Below are 21177 nucleotides of genomic sequence, written 5' to 3' on the forward strand. Positions count from 1 at the left end.
ATCATGGCTGAAGTCATTTTTAATAAGTTAGGCAAAGTTTACTCCAACGGTTTCCGCGCGGTTCATGGCATTGATCTGAAAATCCATGATGGCGAATTTATGGTGATTGTTGGCCCATCTGGCTGTGCTAAATCCACGACCCTGCGTATGTTGGCCGGGCTGGAAACCATCAGTGATGGTGAAGTTCGAATTGGTGATCGGGTGGTCAATAATCTGGCCCCGAAATCACGTGGTATTGCCATGGTGTTCCAGAACTATGCGCTGTATCCGCACATGACTGTAAAAGAGAACCTGGCGTTTGGCCTTAAATTAAGCAAACTGCCAAAAGACCAGATTGAAACACAAGTTGCTGAAGCTGCAAAGATTTTAGAGTTAGAAGACTTGCTTGACCGCTTGCCGCGTCAGCTATCTGGTGGTCAAGCACAGCGTGTGGCTGTTGGTCGTGCCATTGTTAAAAAGCCCGACGTATTCTTGTTCGATGAACCCTTATCAAACTTGGATGCCAAACTGCGCGCCTCTATGCGTATTCGTATCTCTGACTTACATAAGCAATTGAAAAAAAGCGGTAAAGCAGCAACCACAGTTTATGTAACCCACGATCAGACCGAAGCAATGACCATGGGTGACCGAATCTGTGTGATGAAACTGGGCCACATTATGCAAGTGGATACTCCAGATAATCTCTATCACTACCCTACCAATATGTTTGTTGCTGGTTTTATTGGCGCGCCGGAAATGAATATCAAACCGAGCACGCTGGTAGAAAAAGACGGGGAAATTGGCCTGACCGTGGGTCAATACACCTTAGTATTAAATGCAAGACAACAAGCCAAAGTTGCCGCCCACGCCGGGGAAAAAGTGTTCTTTGGCGTTCGTCCTGAATTCGTCAGCATGTCTATGAATCCATTTACTGAAAATCACTCTCAAGGTGAATTGGTACGAGTGGAAAACATGGGTCACGAATTCTTTATGTATATCAAAGTTGATGATTTTGAGCTGACTTGCCGTCTGCCATCTGACGAAGCGCGCCCTATTATCGAAAATGGTCTACATCGCACAGTGTACTTCCAGTTTGATATGGATAAATGCCATATCTTTGATGCAAAAACAGAAAAAAATATCTCTCTTTAACAGGAGCAGTACCCAATGAAAAAAGCGATCCTACACACGCTAATAGCATCCACTCTGGCACTATTATCACATCAAGCCTTTGCAGCACAGGACGAAGTTAATTTACGCATGTCATGGTGGGGTGGTAATGGCCGTCATCAGGTGACATTAAAAGCATTAGAAGAATTCCACAAACAACATCCGAATATTAATGTTAAAGCAGAATATACCGGCTGGGATGGTCATTTATCTCGTCTGACGACACAAATTGCCGGTGGTACTGAACCTGACGTTATGCAAACTAACTGGAACTGGTTACCTATTTTCTCTAAAGACGGCACCGGATTCTATAATTTGTTTAGTGTTAAGGAACAATTAGATTTATCACAATTCGATCCTAAAGAACTGAAACAAACTACCGTTAATGGCAAGTTGAATGGCATTCCAATTTCAGTGACTGCACGTATCTTCTATTTCAATGATGCGACCTGGGCTAAAGCTGGCGTAGAATATCCTAAAACTTGGGATGAATTGCTTGCTGCAGGTAAAGTATTTAAAGAAAAACTGGGTGACCAATATTATCCAGTAGTATTAGAGCATCAAGATACTTTAGCGTTAATCCGCTCTTATATGACACAAAAATACAACATTCCAACCATTGATGAAGCTAATAAGAAATTTGCCTACACGCCAGAACAGTGGGTCGAATTCTTTACCATGTATAAAACCATGGTCGATAATCATGTTATGCCATCTACCAAATACTATGCTTCATTCGGCAAGAGTAATATGTATGAAATGAAGCCGTGGATTAATGGTGAATGGGCAGGTACTTATATGTGGAACTCCACTATAACTAAGTATTCTGATAACTTGACCAAACCCGCTAAACTGGTGCTTGGTCCATATCCGATGCTGCCAGGAGCAAAAGATGCTGGCTTATTCTTTAAACCAGCGCAGATGCTTTCCATTGGTAAATCAACTAAGTATCCACAAGAAAGTGCTATGTTAATCAACTTCTTGTTGAACAGCCCAGAAGGGATTGAAGCATTAGGTCTGGAGCGTGGCGTACCATTAAGTGCAGCGGCGGTGGCTCAACTACGCGAAACCGGCGTAATTAAAGATGAAGATCCTTCTGTTGCTGGTTTAAGTATGGCATTGGAGTTGCCACACAAAATGACAACTTCACCATACTTTGATGACCCGCAGATTGTTTCACTATTCGGTGATGCCATCCAATATATAGATTATGGTCAGAAAACTGTACAAGAAACTGCAGAATACTTTAACAAACAAGGTGACCGTATTCTCAAACGTGCCATGCGTTAATAAACTAATTTAACTTAAGTACCTATTAAACCCTGCCATTAATTTGGCAGGGTTATTTTGTTTTAGAAAAAGCAATAGCCAATTAGATCGACATCACAATTTAATATCTGTTTAAAAAATTAATCACTAACACAGACTTGGATCACAAAAATAATTATTAATATAAATAGAATATGCATTCACAATAAATGAAACATTGTTTCTTTGTTCGTGAAATTGATTTTTAGTCGTATGTTGATCTTTATAGAATTGTTAATTGATTTTGATTTAAATAACCATAACTCTGGGATTATATAAAAATGAAATTTAAATTACTAACTCTGGCAGTGGCATCTGTAATCAGCTTTAGTTCTGTTGCAACAACAATTGACTACCGGCACGAAATGAAAGACACCAGTAAATCTGACCATAAAGATCGTTTGCTATTTTCCAACCGCTTTGCCAATGGCTTTGGCTTGTCTTTAGAAGGGAAATGGGGCCAGCACAGTTCTGACACCACTCCGAATAAACCATTCAATGAACAAGTGAGTAACGGCACCGAAGTCGTTGCCAGCTATGTTTACAAAATCAACAAAACTTTCCAAGTTGAACCAGGATTCTCATTAGATTCAACCTCTGACTCCAATAATTACCGTCCATATGTTCGCGGTAAAGTGGCTTTCACTGATGATTTTTCAACATCCCTACGTTACCGCCCATATTACAAACGTAACCAACCTGCTCAGACTAAAAAAACCGAGAAAGGCCATGAGTTCACCATGCTGTTTGCTTATAATTTCTTGAAAGACTATTCAGCTGAATATGAATTGAACTACAAGAAATCTGAAGACGAAATTCTGGCAAATAAAGAAAAATACGAATGGGCACATGATGTAAAAATCGCCTACAAATGGGATAAAAGCTGGAAACCCTACGTGGCTATCGGTAACGTCCCTGGTAGTAAAGCAACCGACGAACGCCAAACTCGTTACCGCGTAGGTGTGCAGTACAGCTTCTAATTTTGACCGGATAAATAGACCTGTCGATATTAATAAACCTGTAGTTGTTAATAGATCTGTAGTTATTAGTACCCTCATCATTATTTGTTAATTATGCCCTACCGTATGACTTTGGGGAAAAGCTGACTCCCAGTTGCTTTTCCCCTTTTTTAAGCCCCCCCTAGTGTGAGCCATGGCCGTTCCAAAGTTGCCCCTGTCTGACGCCGCTATTTCAGCCCAACACCCGATATTTCCATTACAAAACCTCAGGTTAAATGACATTTCCTTAATCCACGAAAAATGAGACATTTAGTTACAGCGTAACGGCTATTCATGCCATTAAAAATCTCATATACTGGATAAATCAACAGCTACAGATTCGGAATTCAAGTATGACAGGGGAAGGACACCTTATTTTTTCTGTCGCCTGCGTTATTTTTGCCAAGAAAGTCGGCCTCACCCCTGAACTGGCACATGGCGATTGGTGGCATATTATCCCTGGCGCCCTGCTAACTTCCCTGCTGCCAGATATTGATCACCCCAAATCAATCCTTGGTCAGCGACTAAAGTGGATATCAACGCCTATTGCTCGTGCATTTGGTCATCGCGGGTTTACTCATAGCCTGTTGGCGGTATTCGGCGGTATTGCGCTTTTTCAAATGGATATTTCTCGTGACTGGATTATCCCCGCGGATGCATTTCACGCGATGATTATTGGCTATTTTAGCCATCTATTGGCCGATATGATTACGCCTGCCGGAGTACCGCTTTTATGGCCATGCCGTTGGCGTTTTTCTGTTCCAATATTACGCCCACAAAAAGGTAATCAATTAGAGCGCGTATTATGTGTCCTATTAGTTTGTTTTTCCGTCTATTGGCAAACTGACACCACTATTCCGCTACAATCCTATATGGAGCAATTGAAGAATTTTAGATTATGATCACATTTTAGTGTGTAAATAACGGACAATTTGTATGAATTACATACAAATAAGGTAAAAAAATTATATAAAATTCTTTTTGAGTATAAGTGAGCTTCCTAAGTAACTGCTAACATACGCGACTAATTTGCGCAGTTGCCTGTGCGTGGCTCTATTCTAGATAAAAATAGACATAGAATATGTGGCCAGTATTTAAAATAATAATTTGGAGATTTGGGGATGAACCTACCGCTTGTGATTAACGTGCTGTTATTTGTGGCACTGCTATTACTGTTGGCACAAACCCGGCATAAACAATGGAGTCTGTCCAAGAAAGTCTTGGCCGGTCTGGGGCTGGGTGTGCTATTTGGTCTGGGGCTACAATGGGTCTATGGCTCAGATAATCCGCTACTGAAAGAGTCGATCACTTGGTTTAATATCGTCGGTAATGGCTATGTGCAATTGCTGCAGATGATTGTTATGCCGCTGGTATTCGCCTCAATTTTAAGTGCGGTTGCCAAACTTCACAATGCCTCTTCTTTGGGTAAAATCAGTGTATTGACTATTGGCACATTGCTATTCACCACATTAATCGCAGCTCTGGTGGGTGTGTTGGTCACTAATCTGTTTGGCTTAACGGCCGATGGTCTGGTGCAAGGTACACAAGAATCAGCGCGTTTGAGTGCTATCGAAAGCAATTATCTTAGTAAAGTGACTGACCTGACAGTCCCTCAGCTGATTCTGTCCTTTATCCCGAAAAATCCATTTGCCGATTTAACCGGTGCTAGCCCAACCTCAATCATCAGTGTGGTTATCTTTGCCACTTTCCTGGGAATAGCTTCCCTGCAATTACTGAAAGATGATGTAGAAAAAGGCCAACGCGTGTTAGTGGCTATCGACACCCTGCAAGCTTGGGTGATGAAGCTGGTGCGTCTGGTGATGAAACTGACCCCTTACGGCGTACTGGCCTTGATGACCAAAGTGGTTGCCGGTTCTAATATCCAAGACATTATCAAGCTGGGCAGTTTTGTTGTTGCCTCTTACCTCGGCTTGGCCATTATGTTTGTGGTACATGGCGTGCTGCTGTCTTTCACTGGCATTAACCCGCTGAAATTCTTCCGCAAAGTTTGGCCTGTGCTGACGTTTGCATTTACCAGCCGCTCCAGTGCTGCCAGTATCCCGTTGAATGTGGAAGCACAAACTCGCCGCTTGGGTGTGCCAGAATCTATCGCCAGTTTCTCCGCGTCTTTTGGGGCGACTATCGGCCAGAATGGCTGTGCTGGTTTGTATCCTGCAATGTTGGCCGTGATGGTTGCGCCAACCGTGGGTATTAACCCACTGGACCCCATCTGGATTGCCACACTGGTCGGCATTGTCACCATCAGCTCTGCCGGTGTTGCCGGTGTTGGCGGTGGCGCGACTTTCGCGGCGCTAATCGTATTACCTGCGTTGGGCTTGCCCGTCACTTTGGTTGCTTTGCTCATCTCTGTTGAACCATTGATTGATATGGGCCGCACCGCCTTGAATGTCAGCGGCTCAATGACTGCCGGTACGATTACCAGCCAATTGATGAAACAAACAGATAAAGACATTCTTAACAGTGAAGATGATGGCGATTTAGCCCATCAATAAACATCGCTGATGAGTCCTCAAAAGCCAGTCATATCTGTGACTGGCTTTTTGTTTTTAAAAGACTGAGAACAACTAACCCCCTGCGGCCTCAAGGATTAAGGGGATCCCCAAAAGCATTGAAGTCGCAGGTAGGCAGCAAATGAACGAGTCCCGATGAGCCTACTCAAGTAAGTGATTCGGGTGAGTAAATGCAGCTAACACCCCTGCGGCATCAAGGATGAAGGGGACGATATTTTTCAACCAATGCCAATGCAATAGCTTCCGTTTCTACATCAGGTACACCACTAAAATCTTGCGCCCTGAAGTGCATTTGAAATGCTTCAATAACGTGTTTGGTCTCATCATCCAGCTCGCCACTTTGGGGGATTTGATAACCATAACGCGCTAATGCCTGCTGGATAATGGCGACAGATGCGAGATCCTTTTTATTTCGACCATCAATATACTTTGTAACCGTCGCATCATCAGGCCAAGCCCCTATGCCCTGTTCCGCTAAACGCTTCCATGGAAATAACGGCCCAGGATCTGACTTTCTTTGTGGTGCAATATCGCTATGGGCAACAACATCCGTTGGGTCAATATTATAACGCTCAACAATGTCCTTGGTTAGCCGCTCAATCAATTGAATCTGTGATTCGTTGTACGGATACCACTGCCGACCCAACATCTTCTCAGTAAAGCCCTTATTGACGATTTCAATGCCTATCGAGGTATCATTGAGGCTATTACGCCCATGCCAATAGCTAACACCGGCATGCCAAGCGCGCTCAGATTCAGGAACCAATTGTAAAACGATAGGTTTACCATCAAGGTTATCTGGATGTGTTTTGACCAAATAATGGGCGCTAACATTACCTTGTGTCAGTAATCTCAGTGATTCTGCATCATCTGTTGCGGTGTAGTGAAGAACCAAAAACCTCACTCGCGTATTTTGAGCAACAGAAGGGATACTGGTATCCACTTTATACTCACCACGATCAATCAATTTATGCGAGCCATCACGATGAGAGTTACTACAGCCCGCCAACAGCAGTAATAACCCGATGCTTAATAACTTCCTCATCTTTTTCTCCCTGTAATGATGCTTAAGCACGGTTATAGTGAACCCACTAAATTAAATGGCTCGTCAACAGTATGTGCAAATGATAAGTAATATCATCAGATAATACTTATATCTATAAATTAGTTGATGGTGATATTACCTATGATACTAATAAAAAACGGCTCCTGATGAGAGGAGCCGTTTGGAATATGGGAAGGAAGGAATAAATAGTTATAATTAACAGCTGACTTAAAATATCCAATAATTATACAGTATTTACCCTAAAAGAGATTTCCTCAGAAAGGATAATCGCGATAGCCCATTTGCTCAGAAATATTACGTGCAGCGCGATGCAAAGATTTCACAATATTACTCTTGCTATCTTCAGAGAATCGCAACGTCGGATATGAAATACTTAAACCCGCAATGACGACACCGAAACGGTCAAAAACCGGCACAGCAATGCAACGTAAACCTTCTTCTTGTTCTTCGATATCTTCACCGAAGCCTTGCTCACGAACCTGATCTAACACCGGCAACAGTTCCGCTGCACTGCCCAGCGTGTGTTTGGTGCTGCGGGTAAACTCGACATGAGACAAGATTTCTTCTACTTCGCCGCGATCACGCCACGCCAACAATACCTTACCAATGGCAGTACTGTGCAGCGGGTTACGACGGCCGATACGAGAATGCATCCGCAGGTTATACATAGAATCGATTTTATGGATATAAACGATGCTATCTTCATCCAAGGCACCCAAGTGAATAGTTTCACGAGTTTCATTGGATAATTCACGCATTTGTATATCAGCGCTACGGATCAAATCGACGTTTTGTAATGCTTTAGCGCCTAACTCAAATAACTTCAGAGTCAGGGAATACTTCTCTGATTCGCCTTCCTGTGCGACATATCCCAAAGATTTCATGGTCTGTAGGAAGCGGTACACGGTACTCTTAGGCATCATTACACGCTGAGAAAGCTCGGTAATACCTATTTCCCGCTCTTCACCCAAGGCTTGTAAGATGCCAAAAACTTTCAGAACCGACGAAACAGAGTCGGGCTGTTTATCTAAATCTGCAATAGCCATTTTTTGGTTACCCTACTCATTTTCTGTGTTTGATAAAACAATATGTTTTAAAAAAAATAGAACAGTGGTTTTATTATAAAGGGAAGTCGCGAGACTGTGCAATAAACCAATGTGAATAATAAGATATTAGCCTTGCAGACAGCAAACTAGCCCCTTTCCATGAAAGAGGCTAGTGTAAAACTCAACTATTTCCAGACCGATTCAGGCAATGTGGCTAAATATAATGCCGGTTTACCGTGAACATCCGAGGTAAATAGGATTTGCTTATCGTCCGGTGTAAAGGAAGGATGTGGATGTGTAACCTGACGGTCACCTTCAAATACTTTCCATGAAGTGTCGTGGCGAGCCACACGATGCTGAGTGCCATTCTTCAGATTGAAAACATACAGGAATGGATCATTTTCAATCTTATACCCGCTATCATCTTGCACATCTACCGGCGCATCAGAACCATCGCCCACCAGCAACGTGCCGTCATAGTTACTCATCAGATGCGAACACGCTGGCATTGAGGTCAATTGTCGGTTTTCCAGTGTTTCTGGATCTGCACTGTAGATAAAGCGATCTGGGCTACCTTTTAGATAGGAAACATACACCAGCGCTGAGCCATCTGGCACCCAGAATTCATGGGTACAACTTTCGCCTTCCGCATGGGTTTTCACCTTGCGCATATTGCTGCCATCTTCATTGATGAGCCACATCCGCGCATCAACCAGATCATGGGGGCCTTCATGGCAAAACGCCACAGTGTTGTCATCATAAGGGCGGTAAATTGGATGACCGAGCCATTGATTTTCTTGCAAAATCACCGCTGATTCACCTGTTTTAAGATCAACTCGCATCAAGCGGCAGCAAGGTTTAGTGAAGTAGAATTCGTGGAATTTCTTCCAGTCCGTCAAGGGCTGCCAATCTTCGCGTTTGATCTCGATGCCAACCAACTTGGTACAATCTGAATTTGCTACCCAAGTGCCGTAACCAACCCACTCTTCAGGTACCTGATAAACCACATTTTCTTCTAATGTGGCGAGGTCAACACGCATCAGATTGCGGCCATCTTTGACATAAAACAGCGCGTCATCATCCGGTGATAAGAAACCACCAAAGGTATTATCGCCACGCCCTTCTGTCAGCTGTGTTGCCACCTGAGTATTAAGATCCAGCAAGTAGTAGTTCCATGGGCCATCAAAAGCGCCACCAAACAACAACTTACTACCATCACGGGTGAAACATTTTTGATAGAAATAGTTACGGTGGCAAGTCACGTCAGGAGGCGTCAGCCGTGTCACTTGTGCACCGGTAGAGGCATCCTGATAAGTCTGAAATGTCAGGGGGATTTGTTTACCTTTAGCCATCCGGAAAGTCCTTAAAATCATCAGAGAATTAAAATTTACCCGCAGGAAAACCTGTTCGGTTAATACTACCTCAAATTATAGAAACGATGTTTCATTTTTACGTGATCGCGGTTCTATTTTTAATGATTTGCATAAATTACGGTTTTTATCAGGCGGTTAATCTGGCTTAAAAGGGAAGTTTCATTCGATTCTTTAGTCACGCGCGCCTATAACACTCATTGCCCAGCCGCAACATGGCCTTTTACAAATAACCCGGCCACAAGGATGCATTCAAGCACAATAGCCGTTAGCATAGAAAGATTCAGCTACCTCATTACTTTTACAGATAAAATCTATGAACCCATCTGCAACTGATGGAATGCCGGTTCCACAGCGCTATGCCGCAGTCTTTGTTATTGCTTTAGGTATTATGATCGCGGTGCTGGACGGCACTATCGCCAATGTCGCATTACCGACCATTGCCCGTGATCTCAATGCCAGCCCGGCCACTTCTATCTGGGTAGTGAATGCCTATCAGCTAGCCATTACCGTATCTTTACTTTCGATGGCCTCACTGGGCGATATCATTGGTTATCGACGGGTTTATCAGGCCGGTTTACTGGTATTCAGTGTGACATCCCTGTTCTGCGCCCTGTCCGACTCTTTGTGGACACTAACATTTGCTCGCGTACTGCAAGGGCTTGGGGCCGCCGCATTAATGAGTGTGAATACTGCTCTCATCCGAATTATTTATCCCAAAGCTCAGTTAGGCCGAGGTATCGGTATTAATGCCTTGATTGTGGCGGTTTCTGCGGCGGCGGGGCCAACCATTGCAGCCGCGGTGTTGTCAGTTGCCTCCTGGCAATGGCTATTTGCTATTAACGTGCCGATCGGCCTGGTCGCTTGGGGGCTGGGCATGAAGTTCTTACCTGCCAACAATATGAAAAGCAACGGCAACCGTTTCGATGTCACCAGCAGTATTATGAATGCGTTGACCTTTGGTTTACTGATAACTGCTATCAGTGGTTTTGCCCAAGAGCAAAGCCCGACACTGATTGCCGCCGAAGTGGTCGCCTTATTAGTCATCGGCTTTTTCTTTGTACGCCGCCAACTCAATCAGCCCTTCCCCTTGCTGCCCGTGGATTTACTGCGTATTCCTATTTTTGCCTTATCGATCGGCACATCAGTTTGCTCCTTTGCCGCACAAATGCTGGCCATGGTTTCACTGCCTTTCTTCCTACAAATTGTATTGGGCCGCGATGAAGTTGCCACCGGGCTGCTATTAACCCCATGGCCACTCGCCACCATGGTGGTTGCCCCAATAGCCGGGCGGTTGGTTGAACGCTACCATGCAGGATTACTCGGAGGGATTGGTCTGGCGGTGTTTGCCAGTGGGTTATTCTTGTTAGCCATATTGCCAGCCAACCCCACTGATGTAGATATTATCTGGCGTATGGTGCTGTGCGGTGCGGGTTTTGGTCTGTTTCAAGCGCCCAATAACCACACTCTTATCTCCGCAGCACCACAACATCGCAGTGGCGGGGCCAGTGGTATGTTGGGCACAGCGCGCCTGTTGGGGCAGACATCAGGGGCAGCATTAGTCGCTTTGATGTTTAATCTATTCTCAACCAATGGAACACATGCATCACTGATTCTGGCGGGCTGTTTCGCCAGCATCGCGGCACTAGTCAGCCTACTGCGGGTCAACCAAAAACGCAGTTAACTTTGGTGCTCAACAATAAAAACCCCGCCGAAGCGCTGGTGAATCCCCAGAAAAAAGGACAGGCATAGAGAAAATATGATCTACTGATTGTGCAACCAATTCAGCGAGATCAACTCTATGCCTGCCCGTAAAGTATGCCAGAACTTTTTCCGGGGCGCTTTAGCCCCGTTTCATCAATATCGTCAAAATGCCCTGATTGATGCAACCGTCGCATTGACGCGTGGCGCTTCTCTGACCCTGACCAGTATCGGACGCCATCTGCCGGGAACCGCTCAGGTAAAACACAAGATAAAACGGGTTGACCGGCTGTTAGGTAATACGGCTCTTCACCATGACATCCCTCTGATATTTCGTAATATTACTTCGTTACTTACGCGCCGACTTCCCTGGTGTGTTATTGCTGTTGACTGGAGTGGTTATCCCTCACAGGCATTCCACGTCTTACGCGCCAGCCTGATTTGTGATGGTCGTTCCATCCCGTTAATGAGCCAAATTGTTCCCTCGCATAACCAACAGAATGCATTGATACAAAAAGAGTTCCTGAATTCTATCGCCACCGCTATTGCGCCTGATAAAAAGGTACTCATCGTCACTGACGCCGGTTTTCAAAATGCCTGGTTTCACCATATTAAATCATTGGGTTGGGATTTTATCGGGCGAGTCAGAGGCAATATCCAGCTCCGGCTGGATAAAAAAGGTGAGCACTGGTTCAGGCGGCAGGAATTATCGGCCAGTGGCAAACCTGAATATCTGGGGCCGGGGACACTCGCACGTGCAGAATATGCCCGCTGTGATGGTCACTTTTACCTGCATAAAAAGGAACCCAAAGGGCGGCAGAATAAACGTGCCCGTTGCCGGATATCTCGCTATTCGCAGGAGCGGGACGGACGCGCCGCAGCAAAAGAACCGTGGCTTATTTTTAGCAGTACAGAGGAGTTTAAACCACGTGAAGTCATGAAGTTATACAGTCGCAGGATGCAGATAGAGCAGAATTTTCGCGATGAGAAAAGTGAACGTTTTGGCTTTGGGCTTCGCGCCAGTCACAGCCGCACAGCGGGGCGTATACTGGTGTTAAGTCTTCTGGCAACGTTAAGCACGGCAGTATTATGGTTACTTGGCTATCATGCTGAAAATAAAGGGTTACATCTGAGGTATCAGGCTAACAGCCTTAAGTCACGACGGGTTATATCTTATCTGACATTAGCGGAGAATATCTTGCGACACTCTCCGCTAATTTTAACGCGAACAGCACTGGATACTGTTCTTAATCACCTCGCCAAAACCTACCGAATATGGTGTTGGTTTATTAGCGCTGAATTAGTGGGGATCCCTCAGCGCCGAAGCGGGTTTTTATTGAACTTATTTCAGGTATTCACCAGAACGCAAAGCTTCAATACGTTTGTCCAGCGGCGGATGGGACATAAACAGCTCACTGAATGATTTAGATTTACCGTTAATGCAGAAAGCCATCAGAGTTCCTGCTTCCTGTGGCTCATAGCTGGTTTTTAACCGCTGCAATGCGGCAATCATCTTCTCCCGCCCGACCAATCTTGCTGAGCCGGCATCGGCATGGAATTCACGATGACGTGAGAACCACATGGTAATAATGCTGGCAAGAATACCAAACACCAGCTCCAATACCATTGATACCGCAAAGTAAACCATTGGGTTACCTGAACTGCTCCCTTCATTATCACGATCACCCGACAAGAAGCCCGCAGCCACCTGTGCAATCAAGCGCGAAATAAAGATAACAAAGGTATTCACAATGCCTTGAATCAAGGTCATGGTGACCATATCACCATTTGCCACATGGCTGATTTCATGGGCAATAACCGCCTCAGCTTCATCGCGGCTCATGTTCTGCAACAAACCGGTGCTGACGGCGACCAGTGAAGCATCACGACGAGCACCGGTCGCAAAGGCGTTAATATCCGGGGCCTGGTAAATAGCCACTTGTGGCATAGCTATGCCTACCTGCTGAGACTGACGACGGACAGTCTCCAACAACCAGCGTTCAGTTTCATTACGTGGTTGCTCAATCACTTCACCGCCCACGGAGCGCAGAGCCATCCATTTTGACATCAGCAACGAAACAAATGCGCCGCCGAAACCAAACAGACCGGCCATGATCATCAGCCCCTGCACACTGCTGGACTGAATACCTGTCAGGCTAAGCACCAACCCGAACACCAACATGACAGCCAAGTTGGTGAGAAGGAATAGAGCGATACGCATCATAAAAAGTTATTTCCTTATTCTGTTAATTGACGACCGTATTAAATCTACATCGTATTAAGCCAAATTTGTCATGATGACTTAGCTAAATGATTACTGAGATATGCTGATCGTATGGGCATCTGACAAATTTTCAAGGTTTGTTAAGTCCTAAGAGAGGAAATCAACATAACTTTACAAATTTGGATACTTTTCATTACATATTAAGCTGTTTTTCCACCAATCCAACGGATGGACATGAAAAAAAAGTAAAAAAAATCCGGGCTCCAAGAACCCGGATTATGTCTATCATCCGCAGACTATTTTGCGGCGGTAGCTACCTGCGCAGGTGCTGCGGGTTGAGATTCAACCTGCGGCTGCGCTTTCTCTTTATGGGCCAAATCCAATGCGATATGAACAGTTTCGTCCAGATAAGGGTCCGGTTCCTGATAGTCTTTTGGCAAATCTTCCAATGACTTCAGCGGCTTTTTACCCTCACGTTTGAAGCGCTCATTTAAGCGGTTCAGGCGCGTGGCATCATCATCATGATTCTCTTTTTCGCGTTGAGCGTAATTGAGAGAGACAATGTTCTTCTTATCTTTCAGCGCCTTATAACGTTCAATATCTTGCTGAATATGTTGGAATTCAGGATCAGCAGCGATACGCGCGGCATGCGTTTTAAGCAATTCCGGCTCCAGCGGTTTCAAATCGCCCGTCTTGGTATAACTGGCAGCATTGATGCTGTCCCAAGGCAAAGCATTATCTTCGAAGCTTTCACCGGTTTCTGCCGGATCAACACCCGTTGGCATCACGATATCTGGGACAACTCCTTTGCGCTGAGTACTGCCGCCATCTACCCGATAGAATTTCTGGATAGTGTATTGCAGTGAGCCCAAGGCTGGCCATTCAGGGCGCAGCATTTGATCGTAAATACGATTCAGCGAACGATACTGCTGAACCGTGCCTTTACCGAAGGTCGGCTCACCGACAATTAATGCACGGCCATAGTCTTGCATTGCAGCAGCAAAAATCTCAGAGGCAGAGGCACTGTAGCGGTCAACCAAGACCACCAGCGGGCCTTTGTAATACACCACGCCGTCAGTATCACTGTCTTCACGTACTTTGCCATTGTTATCCCGAACTTGAACCACAGGGCCACTCGGAATAAACAAACCAGACAGAGAAACAGCCTCGGTCAGAGCACCCCCACCATTGCTGCGTAAGTCAATGATAATGCTACTGACATTTTCTTTCTCCAGCTTCTGCAATTGCACCTTGACGTCTTCGGTCAAGCCAACATAGAAGCCCGGAATATCCAGTACGCCGACGCGTTCTTTGCCGATGGTTTTCACCGACATTTTCACCGCGCGGTCTTCCAGGCGAATACGCTCACGCGTCAAGGTCACAGTGCGCGGTTTAGTCCCTTTACCGGCAGGTAAAATTTCTAACCGGACTTTACTGCCTTTCGGCCCTTTAATCAGCGCGACCACATCATCCAAACGCCAGCCGATGACATCCACCATCGGTTTACCGGTTTGCCCTACGCCGATTACCCGATCACCCACCGCGATAGTTTTACTTTTCGCTGCCGGGCCACCTGGAACCATGGAATTGATTAATGTGTAATCATCATCCATTTGCAGGACTGCACCAATACCTTCCAGAGACAAGCTCATTTCAGTATTGAACTGTTCGGTATTTCGTGGGGATAAGTAATTGGTATGCGGGTCAATTTCGTGAGCGAAAGCATTCATGATCAGCTGGAAGACGTCTTCGCTATTACTTTGCGTCAAGCGCTTAATGGCTGCCTGATAGCGCTTGGTCAGCGTCTCTTTTATTTCTTTATCCGTTTTACCGGTTAATTTCAAATTGAGCTGGTCATACTTAACTTTTGCGTCCCAAAGCTTATTCAGCTCAGCTTCGCTGGTCGGCCAAGGCGCTTTGCTGCGATCAATATCAATGGTGTCATTACCGGCGAAATTCATTGGCCGGTCTAAAACTGACAGCGCATATTGATAGCGTTCAAAACGGCGCTTTTGCGCCAGATTGAATAATGCATACGGCGTATCTAGCTGGCCGGATTTTAACTCATCGTCCAGCGAATGTTTTTTATCCGCGAACTGTGCCACATCTGATGCCAACAACAGGTTATGGCTGTAATCCAGCATGTTGAGAAAGCGATCAAATATTTTGGCAGAAAACTGATCGTCCAATGCAAACTGACGATAGTGAGAGCGAGTGAAGCGCGATGTTACGCGCTCACTCACGGTTGCATGCTCTGGTTCCTGGTGCAATTGAGGAAGTTGATCGACGCGATACGTTGTATCAGCCGCGTAACTTGCCCCCGCCAGTAACAAGCCTGCGATTGCTGTTAGTCTGACAAATTTGTTCATGCCTAGGTTGGCCTCCGTATCAGAACTGCAAGTGTTCTGCGCGCACAATCATCGCCAGACCTGAAGACAGCTGCACCCGTACGCCATCTTTAGCGATTTCTAATACGGTTGCGTCCATCGCGCTCTTGCCTGCTCTGACTTTGATTTCTTGACCAATTTGCAGTTTAGAGATATCTGTGACCGGCACAGGGCGTGGCTGGTTTTCCTCGGCCTGTGGACGAGGTGGCCGAGCCTGTTTTTGATTAGCCTGCTGTGGGCGAGGTAACTGACGAGGCTTGCGGTTTTCCACCGGAGCACCCGCTTCACGACGCGGTGCAGGTTTTTTACCTGCCGGACGTGGGCGACGTGGCTCTGGAGTTTCACCCGCAGCAATAGCAGCTTCGCGCTTTTTAGCTTGTTGTTCAGCACGTTGTGCCTGAACACGGGCTTTCGCCTCTTCCAGCTGTTTGCGGGCATGTTCGACATGTTGTTCTTCCAGCACACCACAAGGGTTGCCGTCTAAATCAACACGTTCAGCACCGACTTTGACCCCATAAAGATAACGCCAGCTAGATGTATAGAGACGCAGCGCAGAACGCAATTGCGTTTTGCTTAAATTCTGTTCCCCCTGAACACGTTCGACCAGATCTTGAAAAATACCGATCTTCAGTGGACGTGCTTCGCCTTCGGCGGTGAAACAAAGCGGGAACCGCTCAGCCAAAAAGGCTATGACTTCTTTACTACTGTTCAACTTAGGTTGATTTTCCATGAAATTTCCTGATTACAACGGGTTTGCCAACCAGCGCAGGCATGAACAGGCGTCATTATAATGACGCCATCAGCAATTGCCACGTTATCCGTCTATCAACTTGCACTCTTTGTAACATATTTTGCACTGTCACAAAGCTCAAGATGCTCGCAAAGCCCCGCCACGACTGAGATTAAGCCTAATTCGTCGTCTTTATCAAAGCGATCATAAACAATGCTGTCGATATCCAAAACGCCGATAACATTTCCTTTAACTGTGATTGGCAGCACAATTTCAGCATTACTGGCGGCATCACATGCAATATGACCGGGGAATGCATGCACATCACCGACCCGCTGAACGCGATTTTCTGCTACAGCTGTTCCACATACCCCTTTCCCAACCGGGATTCGTACACAGGCGATTTTCCCCTGGAAAGGGCCTAATACCAATTGATTGCCATCGAGCAAATAAAAACCGGCCCAATTCAAACCCTCAAGGCGTTCATAAATTAACGCGCTGGCATTAGCCAATGTGGCAATGAAGTTGGTTTCACCTGCAATCAGGGCACTCAAATCACGTTTTAATTCCGCGTAGAATTCTGCTTTTTTCATGTAATAACCGTTAGAAACCTAAAAATAGCCAGAGACAATTGATCTGCCTAGCTTATATAAAATAATCATTAAATGCGCGTTGCTACAAGGTTATTCGGCGCTTACCATGGAAAAGATTTGCCCACCGTGGGGTTTGCCCCTTTTTGCCCCTTGTTTTGACTCATTGCTCTGCTACCATCCGCTTTATTATTTATATATTGGGGTCAGGGTTCTTATCTGATGAAGATACATGCCATTCAACGCCCCTTGTCCACCGCCAGAGTTCAGCGGTGCTGTCAGTGCGATGCGCTATTTACCTTGCCCCCTCTCAATGGCAAGCAGACTGCCTATTGCCCGCGTTGCAGTGCGAAAATAGCCAATGGGCGCGATTGGTCATTAACCCGGCTGACGGCCATTGCTGTCGCCATGCTGTTATTGATGCCGTTTGCCTTTACCGAGCCGCTCATCACTATCCGCCTGCTCGGCACGCGGATTGATGCCAGTTTGCTGGAGGGCATTTGGCAAATGAGCCGTCAGGGTCACCCCATCACTGCCAGTATGGTGGCGTTTTGTATTATGGGTGCGCCGATTACATTGACCGTCTCAATACTGTATCTGCGAATTGGCAGCCGGATTGGCATGAACCTGCGCCCTATTTTGCTGATGTTGGAGCGCTTAAAAGAGTGGGTAATGCTGGATATCTATCTTATCGGTATGGCGGTGGCCTGTATTAAAGTCAAAGAATACGCCGACGTGATGGCCGGTAGCGGATTAATAGCCTACCTGACTTTAACATTGCTGAGTATTCTGGCGCTGGTGCATTTGAATCTGGAGCAATTGTGGGAGCGGTTTTATCCGCAAGAACAGCCGCCCGGCCCCAGAGAAACACTGCGTGTTTGTCTCTCCTGCCATTATACCGGGCACCCTGATGCACTGAGGCGTTGCCCGCGTTGCCATACACCTTTGCGCCATCGCCGCCGTCATAGCATCCAAAAAACCTGGGCAACCTTAATTGCCTCTATTGTATTGTTACTGCCCGCCAACCTATTGCCGATATCAATTGTTTATGCCAACGGCGTGCGTATGGAGGATACTATTTTCTCGGGCGTGGTTTCTCTGGCTTCATCGGGTAATATGCCCATAGCCGCCGTGGTATTTATCGCCAGTGTGTTGGTGCCCTTTACTAAAGTCATTGTCTTAATAACATTGTTGCTGAGTATTCATCTCAAGACACAGCACAGTCTGAAAACCCGCATGCGGTTGCTGCGTTTGATAACCTGGATTGGCCGCTGGTCAATGCTGGATCTCTTTGTTATTGCACTAATGATGTCGCTGATTAATCGCGATCAGCTCCTTTCTTTCACTATGGGGCCAGCAGCTTTCTATTTTGGGTCTGCGGTCATTTTGACTATCCTTGCTGTTGAGTGGCTGGATAGCCGGTTGATTTGGGATGCACATGCAACAGGAAACGCCGAGTACACCGACTGAGGCACAGGTTAAACATAAACGCCGGATATCGCCTTTTTGGCTGCTGCCTTTTATTGCCCTGCTGATTGCTGGCTGGCTGGTTTATAACAACTGGCAGGAACGCGGCACCGAAGTCACCATTGATTTCCAGTCTGCGGCAGGGATTGTCGCGGGGCGCACCCCGATTCGCTATCAAGGTGTAGAAGTTGGCATAGTGCAGTCCATCAGTCTGGATGATGATCTGCGGAATATTAAAGTCACCGCCAGTATCAAAAATGACATGGAAGATTCACTGCGCGAAGGGACTCAATTCTGGTTGGTCACCCCAAAAGCCTCATTAGCTGGGGTTTCCGGGCTGGATGCTTTGGTGGGCGGCAACTATATCGGCATGATGCCGGGAGAAGGTAAACCTCAGAGCCACTTTACCGCGTTAGATACTCAGCCCAAATTCCGTCTAAATACCGGCGAGTTAATGGTGCATCTTCATGCGCCTGATTTAGGTTCGCTCAATAGCGGCTCGCTGGTGTATTACCGTAAAATTCCGGTGGGCAAAGTCTATGATTACAACATCGCGCCTGATAATAGCGGCGTTGTCATTGACGTGCTGATTGACCGGCGTTTTGCCAAACTGGTCAAGAATGACACCCGTTTCTGGAATGTATCTGGTTTTAAAGGTGATTTCAGCCTAAGTGGCGCTTCTGTACAAATGGAAAGCTTGGCCGCTTTGGTGAATGGCGCGATTGCCTTTGATTCCCCACCAAACAGCCAGAATGCAAAGCCAGATCAGCCCTTCCAGCTCTATCCAGATTTAGCGCACAGCCAACGCGGTGTGGCTATCACACTGGATTTGCCCAGCGGCAGCAGTTTGAGTGAGGGGCGCACCCCACTGATTTATCAGGGTTTACAAGTCGGAACTCTGACAAAAATGACTCTTCAGCCGGACAGCAAAGTGACCGGCGAATTAACCATTGACCCGTCAGTGGTGGATTTAATGCGCACTGGCACGCGTATTGAGATGAACAGCCCGCGAATCAGTCTTAATGATGCCAAACTGAGTGAACTTTTAACCGGCAACACCCTGGAACTTATCCCCGGCGAGGGTGAACCGCAACAGCGCTTTACTGTGCTGCCCAGCAGCAAAAGCCTGTTACAGCAGCCCAATGTGCTTGAATTGCAACTCACTGCACCAGAAAGTTATGGCATCGATGTGGGTCAGCCGATCTCACTGCATGGCATTAAAATTGGTCAGGTTTTGACGCGCGAACTGTCCGCCAATGGCGTCAGTTTTACGGCGGCGATTGAAGCGAAATACCGGAACTTAGTGCATAAAGACAGTAAGTTTGTGGTGAACAGCCGGCTGAATGTGAAACTCGGCATCGACGGTATTAATATTCAAGGTGCCAGTGCACAGGAGTGGATTGATGGTGGCATTTTGATTCTGCCGGGCAGTAAAGGCGAGCCGCTCAATAAATACCCGCTGTACAGCAGTGTGGACAAAGCCCTTGATGGCATTTTAGGCAACAGCCCGGCCGCCACCCTCACCTTGACTGCCACCAGTTTGCCCGATGTGCAAACCGGCTCCGTGGTGCTGTATCGGAAATTCCAGGTGGGTGAAATTACCCAGATTAGGCCGAAAGCCAATGAATTCGAAGTGGAGGTTTATATTGAGCCGGAATATCGCAAACTGCTCACCGATAAGAGTATTTTCTGGGCCGAGGGCGGTGCGAAAGTCCAATTTAATGGCAGTGGCCTCACCGTGCAGGCTTCCCCACTGAATCGGGCATTAAAAGGCGCTATCAGCTTTGATAACCTCGAGGGTGTCTCGCTGGATAAAGGCGCAAAACGCACACTTTATGTTAATGAAACCGCCGCCCGTGCGGTCGGTAGCCAGATTATCTTACGCACCTTTGATGCCAGTAAACTGGCGGCTGGGATGCCAATTCGCTATCTCGGCATCAATATTGGTCAAGTTGAATCACTCAAACTGGCTCCTGAGCGCAATGAAGTCTTAGCCAAGGCGGTGCTCTACCCCGAATACGTGCAAAGTTTTACCCGCGCCGGTACCCGCTTCTCGATTGTGTCACCGGAGATCTCCGCAGCAGGGGTCAATAATCTGGATACGCTGTTCCAGCCCTACATTAATGTCGAGCCGGGTAAAGGTAATACATTGCGCACGTTTGAGCTGCAAACCGCCACCATTACCGACTCGCGCTATCTTGATGGCCTGAGCATTATTCTCGATACCGCAGAAGCAGGTTCGCTGCAAATTGGCACGCCAGTGCTGTTCCGTGGGTTGGAAGTGGGCACTGTCACTGGGTTTAATCTGGGGGCAATGTCTGATCGGGTGCAAGTTTCTCTGCGCATCAGTCAGAAATTCCAGCAATTAGTGCGGCAAAATACCGTCTTCTGGCTAGCATCGGGCTATAACCTTGAGTTCGGATTGACTGGCGGAGTAGTGAAAAGTGGCACTTTCCAGCAGTTTATTCGCGGTGGCATTGCTTTCGCCACGCCCCCCACCACACCGCTGGCCCCGAAAGCCGAAGTTAATCAACACTTTTTGCTGAACCCACAAGAACCTAAAGACTGGCGCAATTGGGGGACGGCAATCCCGCGCTTCTAATTCAACTG

General features: G+C 46.6%; 15 protein-coding genes and 1 pseudogene. 9 read left to right on the top strand and 7 right to left on the bottom strand.

The window, feature by feature from the left end:
- The first annotated feature begins 3 nt into the window (after positions 1 to 3).
- From DXZ79_RS11495 to DXZ79_RS11520, 5 genes are all read left to right on the top strand, one after another.
- Positions 4 to 1131: an ABC transporter ATP-binding protein gene (locus tag DXZ79_RS11495; RefSeq protein ID WP_038632531.1), complete on the top strand. Its 1128-nt coding sequence runs from the start codon at positions 4 to 6 to the stop codon at positions 1129 to 1131.
- A 15-nt stretch (positions 1132 to 1146) separates the two neighbouring features.
- Entirely contained in the window at positions 1147 to 2439 is a 1293-nt protein-coding gene (locus tag DXZ79_RS11500) for an ABC transporter substrate-binding protein (protein WP_038632530.1), read from the top strand.
- 299 nt (positions 2440 to 2738) lie between these two features.
- Positions 2739 to 3437, top strand: coding sequence for an oligogalacturonate-specific porin KdgM family protein (locus DXZ79_RS11505; protein ID WP_038632528.1), 699 nt, complete (start codon positions 2739 to 2741; stop codon positions 3435 to 3437).
- 371 nt (positions 3438 to 3808) lie between these two features.
- Positions 3809 to 4357, top strand: coding sequence for a metal-dependent hydrolase (locus tag DXZ79_RS11515; RefSeq protein WP_038632526.1), 549 nt, complete (start codon positions 3809 to 3811; stop codon positions 4355 to 4357).
- A gap of 219 nt (positions 4358 to 4576) precedes the next feature.
- Positions 4577 to 5968, top strand: coding sequence for an L-cystine transporter (locus DXZ79_RS11520; protein ID WP_038632525.1), 1392 nt, complete (start codon positions 4577 to 4579; stop codon positions 5966 to 5968).
- A 211-nt stretch (positions 5969 to 6179) separates the two neighbouring features.
- On the opposite strand, the gene DXZ79_RS11525 is transcribed toward DXZ79_RS11520, so the two are convergent.
- The 3 genes from DXZ79_RS11525 to ogl all read right to left on the bottom strand — a co-directional run bounded on the left by DXZ79_RS11525 (position 6180) and on the right by ogl (position 9450).
- Complete coding sequence (locus DXZ79_RS11525; RefSeq protein ID WP_038632522.1) at positions 6180 to 7031, bottom strand: N-acetylmuramoyl-L-alanine amidase; 852 nt, start codon at positions 7029 to 7031, stop codon at positions 6180 to 6182.
- Between the two features lie 275 nt (positions 7032 to 7306).
- Positions 7307 to 8098 carry a DNA-binding transcriptional regulator KdgR gene (gene kdgR, locus DXZ79_RS11530; RefSeq protein WP_038632520.1) on the bottom strand — a complete coding sequence of 264 codons (792 nt, stop codon included), beginning with the start codon at positions 8096 to 8098 and terminating at the stop codon, positions 7307 to 7309.
- 185 nt (positions 8099 to 8283) lie between these two features.
- Positions 8284 to 9450, bottom strand: a complete 1167-nt coding sequence (gene ogl, locus DXZ79_RS11535) for an oligogalacturonate lyase (protein ID WP_038632518.1) — start codon at positions 9448 to 9450, stop codon at positions 8284 to 8286.
- Positions 9451 to 9784: 334 nt separating this feature from the next.
- On the opposite strand from ogl, the gene DXZ79_RS11540 reads away from it, so the two are divergent.
- Positions 9785 to 11152 carry an MFS transporter gene (locus tag DXZ79_RS11540; RefSeq protein ID WP_038632514.1) on the top strand — a complete coding sequence of 456 codons (1368 nt, stop codon included), beginning with the start codon at positions 9785 to 9787 and terminating at the stop codon, positions 11150 to 11152.
- A gap of 117 nt (positions 11153 to 11269) precedes the next feature.
- Positions 11270 to 12462 (top strand): annotated as a pseudogene (locus tag DXZ79_RS11545) (IS4 family transposase).
- A 49-nt stretch (positions 12463 to 12511) separates the two neighbouring features.
- On the opposite strand, the gene htpX reads toward DXZ79_RS11545, so the two are convergent.
- From htpX to DXZ79_RS11565, 4 genes are all read right to left on the bottom strand, one after another.
- Positions 12512 to 13393 (bottom strand): protease HtpX, encoded by an 882-nt coding sequence (gene htpX / locus DXZ79_RS11550; protein WP_050291187.1) that lies wholly within the window; start codon positions 13391 to 13393, stop codon positions 12512 to 12514.
- A gap of 296 nt (positions 13394 to 13689) precedes the next feature.
- Positions 13690 to 15762: a carboxy terminal-processing peptidase gene (gene prc, locus DXZ79_RS11555; protein ID WP_050291189.1), complete on the bottom strand. Its 2073-nt coding sequence runs from the start codon at positions 15760 to 15762 to the stop codon at positions 13690 to 13692.
- A 19-nt stretch (positions 15763 to 15781) separates the two neighbouring features.
- Positions 15782 to 16510 carry an RNA chaperone ProQ gene (gene proQ, locus DXZ79_RS11560; RefSeq protein ID WP_050291190.1) on the bottom strand — a complete coding sequence of 243 codons (729 nt, stop codon included), beginning with the start codon at positions 16508 to 16510 and terminating at the stop codon, positions 15782 to 15784.
- Between the two features lie 95 nt (positions 16511 to 16605).
- Positions 16606 to 17103 (bottom strand): GAF domain-containing protein, encoded by a 498-nt coding sequence (locus DXZ79_RS11565; protein WP_050116334.1) that lies wholly within the window; start codon positions 17101 to 17103, stop codon positions 16606 to 16608.
- A gap of 219 nt (positions 17104 to 17322) precedes the next feature.
- Here DXZ79_RS11565 and yebS point away from each other — a divergent pair, with 219 nt between their 5' ends.
- Together yebS and DXZ79_RS11575 are read left to right on the top strand one after the other, a co-directional pair.
- Positions 17323 to 18570 (top strand): membrane integrity lipid transport subunit YebS, encoded by a 1248-nt coding sequence (gene yebS, locus DXZ79_RS11570; RefSeq protein ID WP_050291194.1) that lies wholly within the window; start codon positions 17323 to 17325, stop codon positions 18568 to 18570.
- Positions 18539 to 21169 carry a PqiB family protein gene (locus tag DXZ79_RS11575; protein WP_050291195.1) on the top strand — a complete coding sequence of 877 codons (2631 nt, stop codon included), beginning with the start codon at positions 18539 to 18541 and terminating at the stop codon, positions 21167 to 21169. The genes yebS and DXZ79_RS11575 overlap by 32 nt, the downstream gene beginning before the upstream one ends.
- Positions 21170 to 21177 lie beyond the last annotated feature (8 nt).

The organism is Yersinia rochesterensis, from assembly GCF_003600645.1.
Lineage (GTDB): Bacteria > Pseudomonadota > Gammaproteobacteria > Enterobacterales > Enterobacteriaceae > Yersinia > Yersinia rochesterensis.